This is a genomic window from Aeromonas sp. R5-4 (genome assembly GCF_040908215.1).
Taxonomy (GTDB): Bacteria; Pseudomonadota; Gammaproteobacteria; order Enterobacterales; family Aeromonadaceae; genus Aeromonas; species Aeromonas veronii.
The window spans coordinates 45,941-65,498 of record NZ_JBFODG010000001.1; the positions used below are offsets into that span (position 1 = coordinate 45,941).

Annotated in this window: 16 protein-coding genes; 4 read left to right on the forward strand and 12 right to left on the reverse strand. The window is 59.8% G+C overall.

What is annotated here, in order from left to right; translation table 11 throughout:
- Nucleotides 1-40 precede the first annotated feature (40 nt).
- Nucleotides 41-337 carry a GrxA family glutaredoxin gene (locus tag AB5Y83_RS00195; RefSeq protein WP_223849348.1) on the forward strand — a complete coding sequence of 99 codons (297 nt, stop codon included), beginning with the start codon at nucleotides 41-43 and terminating at the stop codon, nucleotides 335-337.
- 103 nt (nucleotides 338-440) lie between these two features.
- Here AB5Y83_RS00195 and AB5Y83_RS00200 read toward each other — a convergent pair whose 3' ends face one another.
- Nucleotides 441-1,286, reverse strand: coding sequence for an endonuclease/exonuclease/phosphatase family protein (locus AB5Y83_RS00200; protein ID WP_019445438.1), 846 nt, complete (start codon nucleotides 1,284-1,286; stop codon nucleotides 441-443).
- Between the two features lie 107 nt (nucleotides 1,287-1,393).
- Between AB5Y83_RS00200 and AB5Y83_RS00205 the strand changes: the two genes are divergently transcribed.
- Nucleotides 1,394-1,618 (forward strand): hypothetical protein, encoded by a 225-nt coding sequence (locus AB5Y83_RS00205; RefSeq protein ID WP_005344394.1) that lies wholly within the window; start codon nucleotides 1,394-1,396, stop codon nucleotides 1,616-1,618.
- On the opposite strand, the gene yciA is transcribed toward AB5Y83_RS00205, so the two are convergent.
- The 6 genes from yciA to AB5Y83_RS00235 all read right to left on the reverse strand — a co-directional run bounded on the left by yciA (nucleotide 1,619) and on the right by AB5Y83_RS00235 (nucleotide 10,781).
- On the reverse strand, nucleotides 1,619-2,023 hold the full coding sequence (yciA, locus tag AB5Y83_RS00210) for an acyl-CoA thioester hydrolase YciA (protein ID WP_005337875.1): 405 nt from the start codon (nucleotides 2,021-2,023) through the stop codon (nucleotides 1,619-1,621).
- Between the two features lie 59 nt (nucleotides 2,024-2,082).
- Nucleotides 2,083-2,931 (reverse strand): NAD-dependent epimerase/dehydratase family protein, encoded by an 849-nt coding sequence (locus AB5Y83_RS00215; protein ID WP_368174467.1) that lies wholly within the window; start codon nucleotides 2,929-2,931, stop codon nucleotides 2,083-2,085.
- Between the two features lie 127 nt (nucleotides 2,932-3,058).
- Nucleotides 3,059-4,393 (reverse strand): P-loop NTPase fold protein, encoded by a 1,335-nt coding sequence (locus AB5Y83_RS00220; RefSeq protein WP_368174468.1) that lies wholly within the window; start codon nucleotides 4,391-4,393, stop codon nucleotides 3,059-3,061.
- Nucleotides 4,394-4,633: 240 nt separating this feature from the next.
- Nucleotides 4,634-8,209: a pyruvate:ferredoxin (flavodoxin) oxidoreductase gene (gene nifJ, locus AB5Y83_RS00225; protein ID WP_368174469.1), complete on the reverse strand. Its 3,576-nt coding sequence runs from the start codon at nucleotides 8,207-8,209 to the stop codon at nucleotides 4,634-4,636.
- Entirely contained in the window at nucleotides 8,209-9,852 is a 1,644-nt protein-coding gene (locus tag AB5Y83_RS00230) for an NAD(P)-binding protein (RefSeq protein ID WP_368174470.1), read from the reverse strand. Before AB5Y83_RS00230 ends, nifJ begins: the two co-directional genes overlap by 1 nt.
- 176 nt (nucleotides 9,853-10,028) lie before the next feature.
- Nucleotides 10,029-10,781, reverse strand: a complete 753-nt coding sequence (locus AB5Y83_RS00235; protein ID WP_368174471.1) for a substrate-binding periplasmic protein — start codon at nucleotides 10,779-10,781, stop codon at nucleotides 10,029-10,031.
- Nucleotides 10,782-10,858: 77 nt separating this feature from the next.
- Here AB5Y83_RS00235 and AB5Y83_RS00240 point away from each other — a divergent pair, with 77 nt between their 5' ends.
- Together AB5Y83_RS00240 and AB5Y83_RS00245 are read left to right on the forward strand one after the other, a co-directional pair.
- A complete protein-coding gene (locus AB5Y83_RS00240; RefSeq protein WP_368174472.1) occupies nucleotides 10,859-12,709 on the forward strand; it encodes an MOSC N-terminal beta barrel domain-containing protein in 1,851 nt (616 codons plus the stop codon).
- 222 nt (nucleotides 12,710-12,931) lie between these two features.
- The gene (locus tag AB5Y83_RS00245) at nucleotides 12,932-14,644 is read left to right on the forward strand and encodes a methyl-accepting chemotaxis protein (RefSeq protein WP_139732452.1); all 1,713 of its coding nucleotides are present in this window, start codon (nucleotides 12,932-12,934) and stop codon (nucleotides 14,642-14,644) included.
- Nucleotides 14,645-14,721: 77 nt separating this feature from the next.
- On the opposite strand, the gene htpX is transcribed toward AB5Y83_RS00245, so the two are convergent.
- The 5 genes from htpX to bioB all read right to left on the reverse strand — a co-directional run bounded on the left by htpX (nucleotide 14,722) and on the right by bioB (nucleotide 19,534).
- Nucleotides 14,722-15,594 (reverse strand): protease HtpX, encoded by an 873-nt coding sequence (gene htpX, locus AB5Y83_RS00250; protein WP_005337890.1) that lies wholly within the window; start codon nucleotides 15,592-15,594, stop codon nucleotides 14,722-14,724.
- 113 nt (nucleotides 15,595-15,707) lie between these two features.
- Entirely contained in the window at nucleotides 15,708-16,385 is a 678-nt protein-coding gene (bioD, locus tag AB5Y83_RS00255) for a dethiobiotin synthase (protein WP_005337893.1), read from the reverse strand.
- 59 nt (nucleotides 16,386-16,444) lie between these two features.
- Nucleotides 16,445-17,260, reverse strand: coding sequence for a malonyl-ACP O-methyltransferase BioC (bioC, locus tag AB5Y83_RS00260; protein ID WP_368174473.1), 816 nt, complete (start codon nucleotides 17,258-17,260; stop codon nucleotides 16,445-16,447).
- A complete protein-coding gene (gene bioF, locus AB5Y83_RS00265) occupies nucleotides 17,253-18,449 on the reverse strand; it encodes an 8-amino-7-oxononanoate synthase (RefSeq protein WP_236366742.1) in 1,197 nt (398 codons plus the stop codon). The genes bioC and bioF overlap by 8 nt, the downstream gene beginning before the upstream one ends.
- Nucleotides 18,446-19,534, reverse strand: a complete 1,089-nt coding sequence (bioB, locus tag AB5Y83_RS00270; protein ID WP_124929797.1) for a biotin synthase BioB — start codon at nucleotides 19,532-19,534, stop codon at nucleotides 18,446-18,448. Before bioB ends, bioF begins: the two co-directional genes overlap by 4 nt.
- Between the last annotated feature and the right edge of the window lie 24 nt (nucleotides 19,535-19,558).

Below are 19,558 nucleotides of genomic sequence, written 5' to 3' on the forward strand. Positions count from 1 at the left end.
AAGGCAGGGCTATGCTGTTGCCTGCCTCATATCAACGGCCATACATAAACGGCTTAAAAAACGGAGAGAAAATATGTTTGCAGTGATTTTTGGTCGCCCGGGTTGCCCCTACTGTGTCCGTGCCGTACAGATCGCCGAGCAGCTGACCGAACAGCGCGATGACTTCAAATTCCGCTACGTGGATATCCATGCAGAAGGCATCACCAAAGAAGATCTGGCCAAGAGCGCCGGCAAGCCGGTCAATACCGTGCCGCAGATCTTCCTGGACGAGCAGCACATCGGTGGCTGCACCGATTTCGAAGCCTACGCCAAAGCGAATCTGGGTCTCTACCAGTAATGCCTGCGGGTCATCCCGAGCGGGTTGACCGCCAGAACGTATAAAAAATCCGGCGCCATCAGGCGCCGGATTTTTTTATGAGCGGAACTCGCACCATCTCTTGTCAGGGAGTTACAGACTGGGCGGCAAAGCGCGCAATGATGGGGTTGTGATCCGAACTGTCGGTGGCCGGTGAACTCACCTCAACCAGGTCCAGATTGCGGTAGTAGAGGTGATCCAGCGGGCGACCGAAGGCGGTGCGGCGCAAATCAGGCACCGGCACGGCCTCTTGCAGACCCAGCTCGTCCACCAATTTGCTTAACCAGAACTGACGCTTGTCACTCCAGGTGTTGAAATCACCGGCCAGGATCACCGGCCCCTGATGGCGGCGCACCAAGGCAGTCAAATCGTTGAGCTGCTCGCGGAAGGTGGCCATCCCCAGCTCAAAATTGACCGCATGGATATTGATGACCATGACGCCGTCAGGATCGCCCTGCAGCGGATAGAGGCTCACCAGTCCGGATTTGGGGATGCGCAGCAAGGGCTCGGGGGAGCGCACGCCACAGACGAACGCCTGCGGGGTCTTGGCCACCGTCATCACCCCGAACGAGACGCCGCCCTGGGTGAAGGCTTGCAGCTGTTGCCACTGGAAATCACCGGCGCGCAGCCAGTCGAGCATCTCGGGACGGGTGGCCGACTCTTGCAGCAGCACCAGATCCTGCCCCTTGGCATAACTGTCCATCCCTTCGCGCCAGTTTTTGCGCTGGCCCTTGTAGAGATTCCACACCGTCACCCCGAATTCACGGGGCAGCGCCGTGGTCGCCAACGCCACCAGCGGCGGACGCTGGCAGTCGAGTCCCGGCACAATCCCTTGAGCTGTGACCAGATGGTTCTGATCAGGCACCTCAAAACAGCCTACCAACCCCAGGGTCAGCAGGGAGGTGCCAAGAATGCGATAACTATTTTTCATTGGCTAACAACCGCCCGCCTTTGCTTTTTGTTGCGACCATCACAAACGTCATCCACGCCGACTAAGCTGATAGTCCCTGTTCCACCCAACCAGAAGGACCTTGTCTCATGGCGAAAGAACTTCGGTACAACGTGACGTTTTATGATCAACAAGGAAATTGTCATCAAGTGGAGCTGTCCACCGTCTATCAGATAAGACGGGACCCTCAATGCGATCTCTGCCTGTTTGACACCCTGCAATATGTGGGCTCGGAAGAGATGCTGGAACGCATGATACGGCAAAAAACCGGGCTTGAGCAGGAAATATCCATCATCAATGCCCGGCTGATTTAATCAGGCACTCACCGGAACCGGGCGGGATTTGCCCTGTTCGTCGATGGCGACATAGGTGAAGATCCCCTCGGTCACGCAGTAGCGCTGGGCATCGTTTTCCCGCAGTACCGGTTTGACCCACACCTCCAGCTTGAGCTTCATGGAGCTGCGGCCGATCTTCATGCAGCGGCCGTAGCAGCAGACCACATCGCCCACCTTGACCGGACTGTGAAAGGTCATGCCTTCGACGGATACGGTACAAATACGTCCTTTTGCCAGCTCCTTGGCCATAATGCCCCCACCTATATCCATCTGGGACATGATCCAGCCACCAAAGATGTCGCCATTGGGGTTGGTATCGGCTGGCATTGCCAGGGTTCTCAGCAACAACTCCCCATCGGGGTGACGTTTTGTATCTACCATCATTACCGCCTCTCTCTCATGGATGGCGGCATGATAGGGGGCGATCACCCCCTTGGCAAACCTCAATTGTCCGAGGCGGCGAGCTCGGCAAACCAGTGGGCCGGATCGGGCCAGCGATAGTTGAATCCCATCTGCTGGCAAATCAACTGACCGTCGATGGGCTGAAATTCACCGGCAGGCTCGATAAAGATCGGCACGGGCAACCCCTGCTGGCGGGCTGCAAAGGGGTAGAACTGCTCGCGGCGCGGATGCACAGGCGCGCTCAGGTTGAAAACATCCCCGTCCTTGCCCCGCTCCAGCAGCAGCATGCAAGCCGCCACCACATCGTCCAGATGGACCAGATTGACCGACTGGGCGCCGCCATCCAGGGTCTTGCCCGCCAGAAAACGGCCGGGATGGCGATCCGGGCCATAAAGGCCGGAGGGGCGCACTATCATCACCGCCTCGAAACCGGCCGCCAGCACCGCCTGCTCCGCCGCCAGCATCCGCTCGCCACGGGCATGGCGGGGTTGGGGTTCTTCCCCCTCCTGCTGCCCCGCCCCCCACACCGAGGTGGCGCTGACAAACAGCACTCGCCGGGTGCCGCTTGCTTTGGTCAACGCGCAGGTCTTTGCCACCGCCTGCGGATAGTCATCGGTCTTGCTGGGCGGTACGCAGATAACCAGCGATTCGCAGGGGATGGGCCACGGCGCTTTTTGATCAGCGACGGGCATCTCGGCAGAGCCCATGTTGGCAGAGATGGTCAGCGAATGGGCGTTGAACCCCTCCCCCTGCAAACGGGCCGCCTTCTCGGCGCTACTGACCGTCACCGCCACCGACTTGCCTGCCGCCAGCAGGGCCCGCGCCAGCGGCAGCCCCAGCCACCCCGCCCCCAGAATGCCGATCGTCCCGGCGATATGTTGTTCTGTCATCGTCCCTTCTCCTGCTTGACGCTATTTGCCCCGCAGCTTACCTGCCTTGGTAGGAAAAGGAAGCCTTGGCCTGCAGATAGATAAATGTCATATTCAACAATGCATTTCGAACTACTAAATATGCACATCACCTAACGGGCTGAATGTTATTCAACATCTGATAAAAATAATCAAAAACTTGGCCTGATTGATACCCATACGGGGGATTTATCACCTTAGCCGCAATTATTTCTCCCCTACGTTCTTCAGAGGAAAGATCAAATTCTATCGCTGAAGCCAAATACTGCAAAGTATACTCCTCTGAGTGATCCGAACCATTAGACAATTGAAGAAAATCAAGTAATTCTCGAACATTAGCGCGCTTACTAATTACTGCATCCAGTATCCTTGGATTAGCTACTTTCATGAAACAAATTGTCGCCATCACACTCTGATAAAGTTCATTCATAGATTCATTACAAGAGTTTTCAATGATCGCAAAATAGGTCAACATCCTCTCTATATCACGCAATGATGGCTTTAAATGTCTCACCAATGACTTTAGTACGAGTATAGTATTCTGATTTTGAATAGATTGCCCTTCCTTCATTAAATTAAATGAATTCATTAGATATAATACTCCATCATCTTGCCGATATTTTCCAGATGTACGAGGCAAAGATAGCCAAACATTAATAAATTTCTGTAGATATGTAACAGAGTCAATTCCATTGCCATATCGACACTTGACCGACTCCTCCAATTGCTTTCTATTCATAACAAGCAAGAATGTGATACCTGATACTGAGAATAGGTGTTTAATATTCTCAAGTAGGTCTAATGCAAAATCAGGTCTGCAACGGTCGAGCTCATCAATAACAAAAACTATGCGTTGTCCAGGTGTATGATTGATCGCTATATCTGATAAAAACTCTCTGAAATTGCTCAATGCTAATTTATCTGCTTTAGAACTCTCAAACTTTGATGCAATAACGGAATCTACTTGCTCAGAAACCAATGTAGAAATATCATTTTCAGCTTGATCGAGAATCGATCCATCAAGTAGACCCGCAGTACCTAGCCGAATACCAGTTTTAATCATCCCCCGACTAAAAGTTTTAAAAACCTGAGCTGCTTTTTGCTTGAACTCTACTTTCTTACTTTCAGCCTTGTCCTCTAGTAACTCATATATTTCTGAGGCGAGAGCTAAGAATGGTTCTTTTTGGTAATCATTTTCAAATGCATCGAAATATATTGTTTCAAGAGGTGGCTCTTGCTTATATTTATTTTCACCAGACCACATTTTTATAAATGTGCTTTTGCCTTCACCCCATTGAGCATCCAAGGCCAGTACCAAATTCTCATCAGAATTAATTATCAAATTATAAAGTCGGTCACCAAACTGCTTTCTATTAAACAAATCTTTTTCTGTTGAAAATCCTTCACCATCATTAATTTTTAATTCTGGAACTGTTAGTCTCATAACCTCTCCCCAAATACAAATATTGTTTATAGAATAGATGAATTAAAATTATTTCATATGTGAATAATGCCCACTTGGGGCTTACATATCAATAAATTTGTTATTTTGATCAATATCGTGATGATTCTGTAACGGTACTTACCATCGGACAAAATGCGTTTTTCCTAAGAACAATTCGTGTATTTCCAATACAAAAAGCGGGCCATTGGCCCGCTTGGTTATATTTCACTCACCCTATCATTACACCGGCGGATGGAAATGGCTGGCCTCGCGGGTGGCCATCTCCTCGTAAGTGGCCCACTTCTGCCACGCCACCTTTTGTGCCACCTGCATCAGCCGCTGCGCCTCCTCCGGATGGCTCTGGGCCAGCACCCGATAGCGGGTCTCCTCCTGCCGGTATGTAGCAAGGGGAATGGAGGGGCGCAGGCTGTCAAGACTAAAGGGGTTCTGCCCCGATCTGCGCAATACCGGGTTGTAGCGCATCAGCGGCCAGTGACCGGAGGCCACGGCGCGTTTTTGCTGGGTCAGGCCAAACTCCATATCGATACCGTGAGCGATACAGTGGCTGTAGGCGATGATAAGCGACGGCCCCGGATAGGCTTCGGCCTCACGCAACGCTTGCAGCGCCTGCTGCGGGTTGGCACCAAAGGCGATGCGGGCAACATAGACGTTGCCGTAGGAGATGGCCTGCAACGCCACATCCTTCTTGGCCAGCGTCTTGCCTCCCGCCGCGAACTTGGCGACGGCGCCGAGCGGGGTCGATTTCGACATCTGACCGCCAGTGTTGGAGTAGACCTCGGTATCCATCACCAGCACGTTCACATCGCGGCCGGAGGCGAGCACATGATCGAGCCCCGCCGAGCCGATGTCATAAGCCCAGCCATCGCCGCCGATGATCCAGACCGAGCGGCGCACCAGCTGATCAATCAAGGAGAGCAGCTCGCGAGCCTTGCCGGATTTCACCTCCTCCAGCCGCTCGCGCACTTGCGCGACCCGGGTACGCTGGGCGCGGATCTCCGACTCCAGCCGCTGCGGAGCGTTGATAAGCGACTCGACCAATGCCTCACCCAGTTCACCCTTCATCGCCTGCAAGGCCGCCACCGCCTGCCCGTGATGCTGATCGGCGGTGAGACGAAAACCAAAGCCAAACTCGGCGTTGTCCTCGAACAGGGAGTTGGACCAGGCTGGCCCCTTCCCTTCGCCGTTCTTGGCCCACGGCGTAGTCGGCAGGTTGCCGCCATAGATGGAGGAGCAACCGGTGGCGTTGGCCACCAGCATGCGATCGCCAAACAGCTGGGTCAGCAGCTTGAGATAGGGGGTCTCACCGCAACCGGCGCAGGCGCCGGAGAACTCGAACAGGGGTTCGAGGAACTGGGCACCGCGCACCGTAGAGAAGTCCACCCGCTCGCGGGCAGGCCACGGCAGGCTCTCGAACCAGCGCAGTGCCTGCTTCTGGCCAGCCAGATGGGGGGCCTTGTCCATCATGGCGATAGCGCGCTCGCCCTCGTGTTCCTCATCGGCCCCAGCCCGCACCGGACAGGCCTGCACGCACTGACCACAACCGGTGCAATCCTCCGGATAGAGCTGCAATGTGTAGCGGCTGTCGGGGAAGCCCTTGGCGGTGACGGGCACCGACTGCGCTGCCTCGGGGGCGGTCGCCAGCCAGTCCTGATGGTAGAACTTGGCCCGCAGCGCCGCGTGGGGGCAGACAAAGACGCAGTTGCCGCACTGGATGCAGATATCCGAATGCCAGATCGGGATCTCGCGGGCGATATCGCGCTTCTCGAAGCGGCTGGTGGCGGTGGGGTAAGTGCCATCCACCGGCAACATGGAGACCGGAATAAGATCGCCGCGCCCAGCCAGCATCTCGCCGGTGACCCGCTGGACAAACTCGCTGCCGCCGGGAGCCAATGGCAGCGGATAGTCGCTGATCTGCTCCTCACCGGCCGGGATGGCCACCTGATGGAGATGGGCCAGGGTGTCATCCACCGCCGCGAAGTTGCGCTCGACTACTTCGGGCCCCTTGCGGGCATAGCTCTTCTCGATGCTCTCCTTGATCAGCGCAATGGCTTCGTCCCGTGGCAACACCCCGGCCAGGGCGAAGAAGCAGGTCTGCATAATGGTGTTGATGCGATTGCCCATGCCGTTTTGCTCGGCCACCCGATCCCCATCGATGCAGTAGAGCTGGATATTGAGGGCGCGAACACGGGCGCGCAGCCGCTCGGGTAGCTGGCCCCACACCTTGTCCGCCTCATAGGGAGCATTGAGCAGCAGGGTCGCCCCTTCTGCGGCGTGTTCCAGTAGATCCACCGATTCGACAAAGCCCCACTGGTGGCAGCCGATAAAGCTCGCCTGCTCGATAAGCCAGGGGGCGTCGATAGGCTCGGGGCCAAAGCGCAGGTGGGAGACGGTGCGCGAGCCCGACTTCTTGGAGTCGTAGACGAAGTAGCCCTGGGCGTGGAAGCCCTCCAGCTCGCCGATGATCTTGATGCTGTTCTTGTTGGCGCCGACTGTGCCATCAGCGCCGAGGCCGAAGAAGAGCGCCCGCACCCGGCTGGCGGGCTCCAGATCGCCGATAGGGTGCCAGGCCAGACTGAGGCCCGATACATCATCCACTATCCCCACGGTAAAGCGCGGGCGCGGCGCATCGGATGCCAACTCCTCGAACACCGCCGCGCACATGGCGGGGGTGAACTCTTTGGAAGAGAGGCCGTAGCGACCGCCACTGAGCCAGGGCAACCGCTTGATAAGGCCGCGCTGCAAGCCATCGATAAGGGCGCTCTGCACATCCAGCAGCAGCGGCTCGCCGCCCGCCCCCGGCTCCTTGGTGCGATCCAGCACCGCCATGCGCCGCACGCTCGCGGGCAGCGCGTCGAGCAGCGCCTGTACCGGGAAGGGGCGATAGAGGCGAATGACCAGCACCCCGGTCTTGCGATCCTGCCGGTTGAGCCAATCCACTGTGGTGCGGGCGGTAGCCGCCCCCGAGCCCATCAGCACGATGACGTCGGTGGCATCGGGCGCGCCGTGGTACTCAACCAACCGGTAGTGGCGGCCGGTCAGCTCGCCGAGATTGTCCATGCACTGCTGCACCCGCGCCGGAACCGCTTCGTAGAAGAGGTTGACGCTCTCGCGGGACTGGAAATAGGTATCCGGGTTCTGGGCTGTGCCACGCATCACCGGATGATCCGGGTTCAGCGCCCGGGCACGGTGGGCGCGTACCCAGTCGTTGTCGATAAGGGCGCGAATTTCATCCCGATGCAGGGCGGTGATCTTGTTCACCTCGTGGGAGGTACGAAAGCCGTCGAAGAAGTGGATAAAGGGCACCCGGCACTGCAGGGTGACGCTGTGGGCAACCAAGGCCAAGTCCTGCGCCTCCTGCACCGAGCCGGAGGCGAGCATGGCAAAGCCGGTGCTGCGCGCCGCCATCACGTCCTGATGGTCACCAAAAATCGACAGCCCCTGCGCCGCCAGCGAGCGGGCCGCCACATGGAACACCGCCGAGGTCAGCTCACCGGCAATCTTGTACATGTTGGGCAGCATCAGCATCAGCCCCTGACTGGCGGTGAAGGTGGTGGCGAGCGCCCCCGCCTGCAGGGCGCCGTGTACCGTACCGGCCGCCCCCCCTTCACTCTGCATCTCCACCACAGTGGGAATGTTGCCCCACAGGTTGGTCTGCCCCTCCGCCGCCCAGGCATCGGCCAGTTCTGCCATGGTCGAGCTCGGGGTAATGGGGTAGATGGCACACACTTCACTCAGCTGGTACGCCACCCGGGCCGCGGCTTCGTTGCCGTCGACCATGATCAGTTCATGTTTCATTAGGACTCCTCCGGTTGGCGCAGCTCGATGGCGTGACAAGGGCACTGGTCGTGACAGGCACCGCAGCCGGTGCAGCGCTCGGCATCCACCTGATACCCCTTGCCCGGCCCCAGCTTGGCGATGGCCTGCTCGGGGCAGCTGCCGTAGCAGCCGTCGCACTCGAAGCAGTTGCCGCAGGAGTAGCAGCGCGCCGCCTCGTAACGGGCGGCCACCTCATCCAGCCCGCCGATGATCTCGCCAAAGTCATCCCGCGCCCACGCCGGTTTGACCGGCTGACTGCTGGCCGAGGCGTGGGTCTGGAACCAGAGTTGCAACTGCTCCGGCCCCACCAGCGGGTAGGAGAGCGGTTTGTGGTAGTGGCGACCGCGCAGCCAGGCATCCATATGGCGCGCCGCCTTCTTGCCGTGGCCGGTGGCGATGGTGACGGTGCGCTCGGAGGGCACCATGTCGCCGCCCGCAAACAGACCCGGCACATCCGTCATCAGGTTGCCCGCCACCTGTACGACCCCCTCCTTGTTGACCCGCACGCCGGGGATGCTCTCCAGCACCGATAGGTCGACCTCCTGACCGAGCGCCAGAATAAGGGAGTCCGCTTCGAGGGTTTCAAACTTGCCGGTGGGCACCGGCTTGCCCTCGGCACCCAGCGCCATCACCTCCACCTCGATATTGGTGTTGTCGAGCTGACGGATGCTGCGCAGCCAGTTGATCTTGATACCCTCCTCCTCGGCCTCGTCGGCTTCGAAGGCGTGAGCGGGCATATGATCCCGGTCACGGCGGTAGATGATCATCGCCTCCTCGACCCCGAGACGGCGGGCGGTGCGGGCCGCGTCCATGGCGGTATTGCCGCCGCCGTAGATCGCCACCCGTCGTCCCAGTTTAGGGGGCGGTAAGCCCTGCTCTTCGGCCAAACTGGCTTGTTCGAGGAAGCTCACCGCATCGAGGATCTTGCCCGCTTCACGGGCCGGAATATCGACCCGCTTGGCCAGATGGGCGCCGATGGCCATAAAGACGGCATCAAAGCCCCCCTCGTCGCGCTCACGCAGCACATCCTCCACCTTGTGGTTGAGGGTCAGGGTCACCCCGGCCGCCACGATGCGGGCCACCTCCCGATCCAGCACGTCGCGGGGCAGACGGTAGGCGGGAATGCCAAAGCGCAGCATGCCGCCAGCAAGCGGCCCGGCTTCGCGGATCTCCACCTGATGGCCGAGCCGGTTGAGGTGCCAGGCGCAGGAGAGGCCGGAGGGGCCGGCACCGATCACCAGCACCTTCTTGCCGCTGGCAGGGGCAGGTGGCGCAGGCTGCCAGCCACGGGCCAGCGCCTCGTCGCCGAGGAAACGCTCGATGGCATGGATAGAGACGGATTCATCCACCTGACCGCGGTTGCAGGCGCTCTCGCAGGGGTGATAGCAGACCCGGCCATGAATGGCGGGCAAGGGGTTCTCTTCGGTCAGGGTCTGCCAGGCCGCCTCAAAACGGCCGGCCTGCGCCAAAGAGAGCCAGGCCTGGATATTTTCTCCGGCCGGGCAGGCGTGATTGCAGGGTGGCAGGGCTGGCCGCCAAACGGGTAGCCGGGTACGCACCGGGCCTGTTCCCGTTTTCAGGGAGAGATCCGGCAATGGGGTCATGTCCAGTTGTTTGCTCATACATTGCTTTCTTCTTTTTGTGTGACAGGCCCCACCCGATGGCGCTTGATACCGTGTAGCCGAGGCGGACGGTGGCCGGATGGGGAAGAAGCGAAAGCGTTAGAAACTGGGAACTGAGTCGATAATGGCCGCTTTTTTGTACTGATTAGCGAATCAGGATCAAAAAATGTTGCACTTTATGGTTCATAGAGACCAGAACGTGACTCAAGTAACATCTTCTCCAGCTGACCGCTGGCTTTCAGTTTGGCGAGCCCCCGATTGAAGGTTTTGATCAATTCGTCAGCGTTGGCACGCTTGCGGCTGATCAACAGGTGACCTTCGACCTTCATCACGGGTTTTGAATGGGTTGCAAAGAGATCGACCGTGCTGGCCGGGTAGAACTGACGCAGGGAGTAGTAGCCGACATCTATGTTCTCCAGGGTCAGGTCGGCGCGGCCGGAGAGCAGCAGATCAAAGCTCTGGCGCAGCCGGGTGACGAACTGCACCTGCAGCGGCACCTGCGCGATGGCTGCAAAAAAATCTGCATTGTAGGTATAGCCACTGACCGCAGCCAGCTTGCGATCCGCCAGATCCTGATAGCTGCGCCATTCCAGCGGATCGGACTTGAGATAGAACCAGACGTAGGTCTCGCTCAGGATGGGATCGCTGTAGAGATGGGTTTTGCGCCGCTCGCTCGACTCATACCAGTGGACAGTGCCATCCACCACCCCCTCCTCCGACAAGCGAAAGGCCCGCTTCCAAGGCAGAAACTGGAACTTGACGCTCACCCCTTCACTCCTGAATGCCTCGCTCACCACATGGGGGATCAGCCCCTGATACTTCAGCGTCTCGGAGCAGTAAGGGGGATACTCTCCCGTGGTCAGAGTCAGCTCCTGCGCCCAGAGCCCTTGGCAAAAAAGGCTCCCCGCCAGCAACCAGCTTATTTTCATCCCGATGCCCTCTTGTTCTGTTTTCCCAACTATAGACCGCCCCCTTGAAAGGATTGCCGGATCGTCGGGGAACCGTTATGTTCCCCTTTTTCCAGGCGATCGCGCCGCGTCACAAGGATATGAAGATGCCCAGGCTAGACAGCATTCACCTCTACCCCATCAAATCGACTGCAGGTATGCCGCTGGCTCGCGCCCGGGTGACCGAAGAGGGACTGGCAGGGGATCGCCGCTACATGGTGGTCAAACCGGACGGCACCTTTATCACCGCCCGTACCCATCCCCAGCTGCAACAGGTCGTGGCCACCCCCATCGAAGGAGGCTTGCAACTGCGCTATCCGGGCTTTGAACCGCTCACCCTGCAAGAGGTCGACTTCAGCCGCACCCCGCAAGCTACCGGAGTCTGGAGCGACCGTTTCACCGCCCTGCACACCGACCCCAAAGCCGATGGCTGGCTAAGCCGGGTGGCAGGGGAGACGGTGCAACTGCTCTGGCTGGGTGAAACCTCGGATCGCTTTCGCGAGAAGACCGGCACCCGGGTCAGCTTTGCCGACGGTTATCCGCTGCTGCTGATAAGCCAGGCTTCCCTTGAGGATCTCAATCTGCGCTCCGATGCGCTGCACCAGATGAGCCAGTTCCGCACCAATCTGGTGGCAAGCAATACCCAGCCCTTCGAGGAGGACAGCTGGGTGCGTATCCGCATCGGCGAGGTGGAATTCAAGGTGGTCAAGCCCTGCAGCCGCTGCATCATGACCACGGTGGAAGCAGGCACCGATCGCTTCAACGCCCTGAAAGAGCCGCTGGCCACCCTCACCCGCTACCGCCGTGGCGAGGATGGCGAGGTCTACTTCGGTCAGAATCTGATCGCCCTGAACGAGGGCTGGATTGAGGCAGGCAGCGAGATAGAAGTACTGGAGCGCACCCGTCCGGTGGTCTATCCCGCCGCCGCGCCGAAGAAGCGGGAGCTGGTCTGCGTGGCCCGCGAACCGCTGGCGCGGGATCTGGAGACCTTCTGGTTCGAAGCAGCCGATGGCGAGCCCCTGCCCGACTACCTGCCGGGCCAGCATCTGCCCATCAGTCTCGATATCAAAAATGAACGGATCCTGCGGCGCTATACCCTGAGCTCCACGCCGGATCACCCGGAGCGTTACAGCATCAGCGTCAAAAAGGTGGAGGGTGGCCGCATCTCCCACTGGCTGCACCAGCAGTTGCAGGTGGGTGATCGGCTGCTGGCCGCCAACCCCGCAGGCGAGTTTCACTTAGGGTCCGAGCGCAACCTCCTGTTGCTCTCCGCAGGATCCGGCGTCACCCCCATGCTGGCGATAGCCCGCACCCTGGCCCTTCGCGGGGAGCTGGAAGAGGTTCACTTTATGCACCAGTGCCGCAGCGAAGCGGACATTCCCGCCGCCAGCGAACTGCACGCCATGGCGCAGCAGGGCATGACACTCACCATTATCCTGAGCCAGCCGGACAATCACTGGCAGGGGCTGCAAGGACGACTCAATGATGAGCATCTGCAACTGATCAAAGGGCTGGCCGAAAAAGAGGTCTTTATCTGTGGCCCCCACGGCTTTATGGCCGATGCGGCGGCAAAAGTGGCAGCGCGCGGCGTACCTGCCGCACGGATCAAACAGGAGAGTTTTGGCGGCGCCATTCTCTCGGTGGCCCGCCCCCATCAGGCGGTACAACTGCGTATCGGCGCCCAAGCCTTTACCGGCAACAATCAGGGCACTGTGCTGGATCAGGCCAACAAGCAAGGTGTAGAGCTGCCATGGAGCTGCCGCGCCGGAATCTGCGGCAGTTGCAAACAGACGCTGATCTCGGGCGAGGTGGATCACCCCGACGCCCCCGCCATCACCGCCGCCGAGCGGGCCGAGGGCAAGATCCTTGCCTGCTGCGCCGTGCCGCTCACTGACCTTGACATCCTATGATCGGGTGATCGGGCCGCATTAACTCACGCCACCCCAGATGACCGGGGAATTGACCCCGGTCATCTTTATCCACACTTGTTCAGCTGATCCGCCCTTAATTTGTCCCCACGGCCTTCATCAGTGAGTTTCCCTTCCTATACTCTCAGAGCAAAAAGCCTTGCCAGCCATTGACTTGGCGATGCTCCATACGACACTCAGCCATAGGGAAAGGACGCCCATACCATGGAACAGAACAAGCCCGCCTTTCAGCTCAACCTGCTGCTATCAGTCATCACCCTGATCCTGCTGTCACTGGTGTTTTTCGCCTACAGCTGGGCGGGTAAACAACTGGAAGAGAGTTATCGACAACAATATGTCTCCTACCTGCTGGCCGACGAACTGCGCCAATCCTCCGATGATCTGACCCGACTCGGGCGCACCTACGTCATCACCAAGGATCCAGCCTACGAGCAGCAGTACATGCGGATCCTGGCCATTCGCAACGGCGAACAGCCGAGGCCGGATGGCTACAACCGTATCTACTGGGACTTTGTCGCCGCCAACGGCCAGAATCCCCGCCCCGACAGCAATGTTCGCCGTGGCCTGATCGACCTGATGAAGGATGCCGGTTTCACCGACGGTGAGCTCGCCAAACTGAACGAGGCCAAAAACAACTCGGATGCGCTGGTCAACACCGAGGTCGCCGCCTTCAAACTGGTGCAGCAGAGCGATGGCGACCTGGTTGCCAACCAGCAAAAAGCCATCGCCATGATGCATGATAAGGCCTATCACCAGAACAAAGGGCGCATCATGTCCCCCATCGATGACTTCTACGTGATGATGGAGCAGCGCAACCATGAGGCGGTCGAGAGCGCCATCGCCAATACCGATATGCTGCGCTATCTCTTTATCGCCCTCGGTCTGGTGTTGATGTTCTTCCTCTGGCGCACCTATCGCTCCCTGCTCGATCTGGTGGGCACCTCGGTCGAACAGCTCAAGACCGATCTCCATATGATGGCGGAAGGGGACTTCTCGCGCCCCATCAAGGTGCCGCCAGGATCGAAAGAGAGCCTGATCGGTCTGCTCGGCGGCATGCAGACCACCCTCAAGGGGATCATCGCCAAGGTCTCCCACTCCACCGAGGAGCTGTCCCACTCTGCTGACAGCATCGCCCAGATCGCCGAGCAGACAGCCCAGTTTGCCACCGATCAGCAAACCAGCACACAGACCATGGCCGCCGCCATCGAGGAGCTGGTGGTGAGCATCAGTCACCTCTCCGACAACGCCACCCATGCCGACGAGCTGAGCAAGGTCTCAGCCAATACCCTGGAGGAGGGTTCGGGGGTCATTAAAGAGACGCTTGGCAGCATCGAGAATATCTCCACCACTGTGGGGGATGCGGCCAGCACCATCTCCGAGCTCAACGGCCATACCCAGCAGATTTCGGAGATCATCGGGGTGATCCGCGGTATCGCCGATCAGACCAACCTGCTGGCTCTCAACGCGGCCATCGAGGCGGCGCGGGCCGGTGAACAGGGTCGCGGCTTTGCGGTGGTGGCCGACGAGGTGCGCAATCTGGCCAGTCGCTCGGCGGCGTCAACCCAGCAGATCACCGGGATGATTAGCAAAATCCAGAGCGGGGCGGATGCCTCCATCCGCAGCATGGAGAACACGGTCAACAACGTCTCTCGCGGGGTCACGCTGGCCAACCAGACCGGCGAGGCGATCGCCAGCATCCAGAGCCACGCCTCCAACCTCACCGGCCTGATGGGGGAGATCAGCCACACCCTGCGCGAGCAATCCACCGCCGCCAACGAGGTGGTCTCTACCGTCGGCAACATCACCTCTCTCTCCGAGCAATCGGGGGATGCCGCCCGCCACGTGTCCCAAGAGGCGGCAAAGCTCAAGCAGCTGTCACGGGTACTGCGCCAGGAAATGGGGCACTTCAAGCTTTAAAGAACGCTGAAAAGCAAAACGGCTGCCCGAAGGCAGCCGTTTTTTATTCGGGGTCATCCCCCGTCATTCAGTATCGATCAACCACGCAGGGCGGCGATGCGCTGCTCGATAGGCGGGTGGCTCATGAACAGCTCGCTCATGGAGCGCTTGCCGTTGATGCCAAAGGCCATCATGGAGCCTTCCAGCTGCGGCTCGGCACCGCGGGAGAGGCGCTCAAGGGCGGCAATCATCTTGTCGCGACCGGCCAGCTTGGCGGCACCGGCATCGGCACGGAACTCACGCTGACGGCTGAACCACATGACGATGATGGAGGCCAGAATACCGAACAGCATCTCCAGCACGAACACGGTGATCATGTAGGCAAAACCGCCGGTGCTGCTGCTCTCTTCCTCATTGTTGGAGCTGAAGAAGTTGCTGATCACGCCAGCCACGATCCGGGCGAAGAACATCACGAAGGTGTTCACTACACCCTGGATCAGGGTCAGGGTCACCATGTCGCCATTAGCCACGTGGCTAACCTCGTGGGCCAGTACCGCTTCCGCCTCGTCACGGCTCATGCTGTAGAGCAGGCCGGAGGAGACCGCCACCAGCGAATCATCGCGGCGGGCGCCGGTCGCAAAGGCGTTCATCTCGGGAGAGTCGTAGATCCCCACTTCCGGCATCTTGATACCCGCTTCGCGGGCCTGACGGGCCACAGTGCTCACCAGCCAGTGCTCGGTCTCGTTACGGGGTTGCTCGATGACCTGGACACCATAGCTGCGCTTGGCCATCCACTTGGACATCAGCAAGGAGATAAAGGAACCCCCAAAACCGAACACGGCACAGAACACCAACAGCCCGGAAATGCTGGACTTGTTGATCCCCAGAACCGAGAACAGGATATTGAGTACCACCCCCAGCACCAGCATGACGGCCAGGTTGGTCACCAGGAATAGCATAATTCGCTTCATATAGACTCCTTGTGAAGATAAGGGACATGACCGGGGATCACTCGGGATCCCCACCTGATCATGTTAATGTCGACATTCTAGGGAGATTCGATGAATGTTCGCTGAATATGCCGTCAAAGTAGCGGCGAGATATCGAGGCGCCCCTGCAAATCGGCTTCAAGCGGATTGTTTATAAACGGAATTTCGCCGAGGAAGGGGGCTGGCAGCAAGCCCCTCAGGGTGTCCAGATTTTCCTGATAATGGCTCATGGAACCATGGAGCCGATTAATTACCCACCCCGCCACCGGCAGCTGATCATTGCGAATGGCGGCAAAGGTGAGCAACGCATGGTTGAGGCAACCCAGCTTGGCCCCCACTACCATGATCACCGCCATGTTCTCCTGCTTGACCCAGTCCGACAGCAGATGCTTGCGATCGAGCGGCAGATACCAGCCCCCCGCCCCTTCCACTACCGCCAATTCGGCCCCGGCCTGTTCAATCTTGCGTAGCCCCTCGCTCAACCCCTGCATGGTGATAGGCTGGCGCGCCTCGCTGGCGGCGATGTGGGGCGCAATCGGCGGCTCATAGGCGAACGGATTGACCACCTCATAGGGCAGCGGCAGGCTCGCTGCCTCCTGCAACAGAACGGCATCCAGGTTGCGCAGCCCGTCCGGAGTGCGGGCACATCCGGCCGAGACCGGCTTGTAACCCGCGCACTTGATTCCCTGTGCGCTAAATTCGCGCAGCAGGGTGCGCGCCACCAGCGTCTTGCCCACATCGGTATCGGTGCCGGTGATAAAGAATGATTTCATACGGTTCTCTCCTTGGCAGGGCCCGTTGACTACCCTGCACACAATGCGATTCCCGGCGCTCAGCGAGGCTTGCCGAGACGGCCGAGGCACACCCGATAACTGGCGACCAGCCTGCCATCTGGCTGGCGAAACGCTTCATACGCCTGCGCCAGCTGCTGCAATCTGGCGCGACCGCTCAGACCGGCCGGGGCGGCACTCCCCTGATTGTCATTGACCTGATTGGCCCCAATCCCCTTGAGATCACGCAACAACTGCGGCAATTCAAGATAGGCGAGATCCCAGGTGATACAACACAGCTCGGGAGCAGATACCCCGGCGCTCGCCAGCGCCTGCTCCAATTGTGGCAGGCTGAGGAAGCGATTGACATGGGCGCGACCATCAAGCTGCTGCCAGGCGGCTCGCAACTGCCAGAGCGACTCATCGAGCAGGGTCGAGAAAAAGATCTGGCCGCCCGGTTTGACCACCCGCAGCAGCTCGCCAAAAGCCTGGGCCGGACGCTCGCACCACTGCAACGCCAGACTGGAGAAAACCCAGTCGAATGTGTTATCGGCGAAAGGAAGCTGCTCCGCATCGCCGCAGAGCAGGCGAGCACCGCTGTCACGCAAGGCGGCCTGCGCCAGCATGCCGGGGGCGAGATCCAGCCCCACCAGCTGGTGACAACAATTCGCCAGTTGGGGCAAGAAAAAGCCGGTGCCGCAGCCCAGATCCAGCCCGCTCACCGTCAGATCAGTGCCAACCAGCCTGTCTGGCATCCATTCCAGCAGCGCCTGACCCACCTCTTGCTGAAAGTGGGCATGGGCATCGTAATGACGAGCGGCGGCGCCGAAACGGCGAGCAAGCTGCGCCTTGTCGACCGTTTGAAAACGCTCAGCCATGGCAAGCCTCCCCAACCGTTGTCACAGCAGGGCAGACCCCCAAGGCATCGAGCAAGCGATCCACATCCTGCTCGCGGTGAGCCGCGCTCAGGGTAATGCGCAGCCGGGCCGTAGCGACCGGCACAGTGGGCGGGCGGATGGCGCTCACCCAGACGCCGCATTCGCGCAGCCGTTCTGCCAGTTGCAGGGCAACACTGCTCTCCCCCACCAGCAGCGGCTGGATGGGGGTGTTGCTCGCGCCAAGCTGCCAACCCAACTCCTCTGCCCCTTGCCGGAAGCGAGCGATCAGCTGGCCAAGATGGGCGCGGGACTCATCAGCCGCGCGCACCAGTTCGATGCTCTTGCTGACCGCGCAAGCCTGCGCGGCGGGCATATGGGTGCTGTAGACATAGTGGCGGGCGAAGTTGACCAGATACTCCACCAGTTCGCGACTGCCGCCGACAAAGGCACCGGCAACCCCGAGCGCCTTGCCAAAAGTGCCCATCTGGATGTGTACGCTGGCAGGAGGAACCCCCTGCGCAGCCAGAGTGCCGCGCCCCTCGGGCCCCTGCACGCCGAGGCCGTGGGCATCGTCGATCATCAGCCAGTTGCCGCTCCGGGCTGCCAATGCCGCGAGTTCACCCCAGGGGGCCTGATCCCCGTCCATGCTGAACACCCCCTCCGAGACGATGAGCCCGCGATTTGGCTCAAGCTGCCGTTCAAGGGCCGCCATATCGTTGTGGGCAAAGCGCTTCATCTTGCAAGGGAGCTGGCTGCCCATCTCCTGCAAAGAGGCGTGGTTGAGTTTGTCCTGCCACAGCAGATGTTCCTTGCCGAGCAGGGCTTTGAGCACCGCCTGATTGGCCGAAAAACCGCAGTTGAACAGCAGCACCGCCTCCACCCCGAGCCACTCGGCCAGGGTCTCCTCAAGCTGTTGGTGGGCACGGCTGTAACCGGTCACCAGCGGCGAGGCGCCGGAGCCCGTGCCATAACGCTCAATCCCCGCGTTGAAGGCGGCCTTGATGGCGCCGTGATCCGCCAGTCCCAGATAGTCGTTGGCGGAAAAGTTGAAGTATTCGCGCCCTGCAACCCTGAGCCGCCCGCCACTCGCCCCGTCGGTCGCGATGCGGTTGCGCAGCAGACCCACCTGCTCGCGCTCGGCCAGCGCTGTGCCCAACACAAAAGGGCCCGTTACTGCAGGGCCGTTCATGACCGCGCAGCCCCTGCACGGGGGCGGGTGGCGTCATAAAACATCTCGGTGGGCTCGCTCTGGCGACTCACCTCGGCCAGCAGTTCCTCTTCTTGAACCTGATCCGGCTTCTGGGCCCGCTGGGCAGGGCGAATGCCGAGCCGCTTGAACAGCTGCATATCGCTGTTTTCGTCCGGGTTGGGGGTGGTCAGCAGTTTGCAGCCATAGAAGATGGAGTTGGCCCCGGCCATAAAGCACATGGCCTGCATCTGCTCGTTCATCTTCTCCCGCCCGGCGGAGAGGCGCACGTGGGAGGCGGGCATCATGATCCGTGCCACGGCGATGGTGCGGATAAATTCGAACGGGTCCAGGTTCTCCTGATCCTCCAGCGGCGTGCCCTTCACCTTGACCAGCATATTAATTGGCACGCTCTCCGGGTGGCGCGGCAGGTTGGCGAGCGCCATCAAGAGGCCCGCCCGATCCTTGGCCTGCTCGCCCATGCCGACGATACCGCCGGAGCAGACCTTCATCCCGGCACCGCGCACATGCTCCAGAGTATCGAGTCGATCCTGATAGGTGCGGGTAGAGATGATCTCGCCGTAAAACTCGGGCGAGGTATCGAGGTTGTGGTTGTAGTAATCGAGCCCCGCAGCGCCAAGACGCGCCGCCTGATCGGCGGTGAGCATCCCGAGCGTCATGCAGGTCTCCATGCCGAGCCCGCGCACCTCCTCAATCATCCGGATGATGTAGGGCATGTCCTTCTCTTTGGGGTTGCGCCAGGCGGCCCCCATGCAAAAGCGTGACGAGCCGTTGGCCTTGGCTTCGCGGGCCCGCTCCAGCACCTTCTCCACCTCCATCAGCCGCTCGGCCTCAAGCCCGGTGTGGTAACGGGCGCTCTGGGGGCAGTATTTGCAATCTTCCGGGCAGGCGCCGGTCTTGATGGAGAGCAAGGTGCTCACCTGCACTTCATTCGGGTCAAAGTGGGCGCGGTGGACGGTCTGGGCCTGAAACAGCAGATCGTTGAACGGCAGGGCAAACAGGGCCTGAACCTCGGCGAGGGTCCAGTCATGACGAAGGGCGTGACCGCCCGCGGTGAGAGCATTCATACATGGCTTCCGGTTGTTATTAGT

Excerpts from the sequence above, each read along its gene's own strand:
- AB5Y83_RS00200 (WP_019445438.1), bottom strand. The coding sequence starts at position 1,286 with ATGAAAAATAGTTATCGCATTCTTGGCACCTCCCTGCTGACCCTGGGG.
- AB5Y83_RS00205 (WP_005344394.1), top strand. The coding sequence starts at position 1,394 with ATGGCGAAAGAACTTCGGTACAACGTGACGTTTTATGATCAACAAGGA.
- yciA (WP_005337875.1), bottom strand. The coding sequence starts at position 2,023 with ATGATGGTAGATACAAAACGTCACCCCGATGGGGAGTTGTTGCTGAGA.
- AB5Y83_RS00215 (WP_368174467.1), bottom strand. The coding sequence starts at position 2,931 with ATGACAGAACAACATATCGCCGGGACGATCGGCATTCTGGGGGCGGGG.
- AB5Y83_RS00220 (WP_368174468.1), bottom strand. The coding sequence starts at position 4,393 with ATGAGACTAACAGTTCCAGAATTAAAAATTAATGATGGTGAAGGATTT.
- nifJ (WP_368174469.1), bottom strand. The coding sequence starts at position 8,209 with ATGAAACATGAACTGATCATGGTCGACGGCAACGAAGCCGCGGCCCGG.
- AB5Y83_RS00230 (WP_368174470.1), bottom strand. The coding sequence starts at position 9,852 with ATGAGCAAACAACTGGACATGACCCCATTGCCGGATCTCTCCCTGAAA.
- AB5Y83_RS00235 (WP_368174471.1), bottom strand. The coding sequence starts at position 10,781 with ATGAAAATAAGCTGGTTGCTGGCGGGGAGCCTTTTTTGCCAAGGGCTC.
- AB5Y83_RS00240 (WP_368174472.1), top strand. The coding sequence starts at position 10,859 with ATGTTCCCCTTTTTCCAGGCGATCGCGCCGCGTCACAAGGATATGAAG.
- AB5Y83_RS00245 (WP_139732452.1), top strand. The coding sequence starts at position 12,932 with ATGGAACAGAACAAGCCCGCCTTTCAGCTCAACCTGCTGCTATCAGTC.
- htpX (WP_005337890.1), bottom strand. The coding sequence starts at position 15,594 with ATGAAGCGAATTATGCTATTCCTGGTGACCAACCTGGCCGTCATGCTG.
- bioD (WP_005337893.1), bottom strand. The coding sequence starts at position 16,385 with ATGAAATCATTCTTTATCACCGGCACCGATACCGATGTGGGCAAGACG.
- bioC (WP_368174473.1), bottom strand. The coding sequence starts at position 17,260 with ATGGCTGAGCGTTTTCAAACGGTCGACAAGGCGCAGCTTGCTCGCCGT.
- bioF (WP_236366742.1), bottom strand. The coding sequence starts at position 18,449 with ATGAACGGCCCTGCAGTAACGGGCCCTTTTGTGTTGGGCACAGCGCTG.
- bioB (WP_124929797.1), bottom strand. The coding sequence starts at position 19,534 with ATGAATGCTCTCACCGCGGGCGGTCACGCCCTTCGTCATGACTGGACC.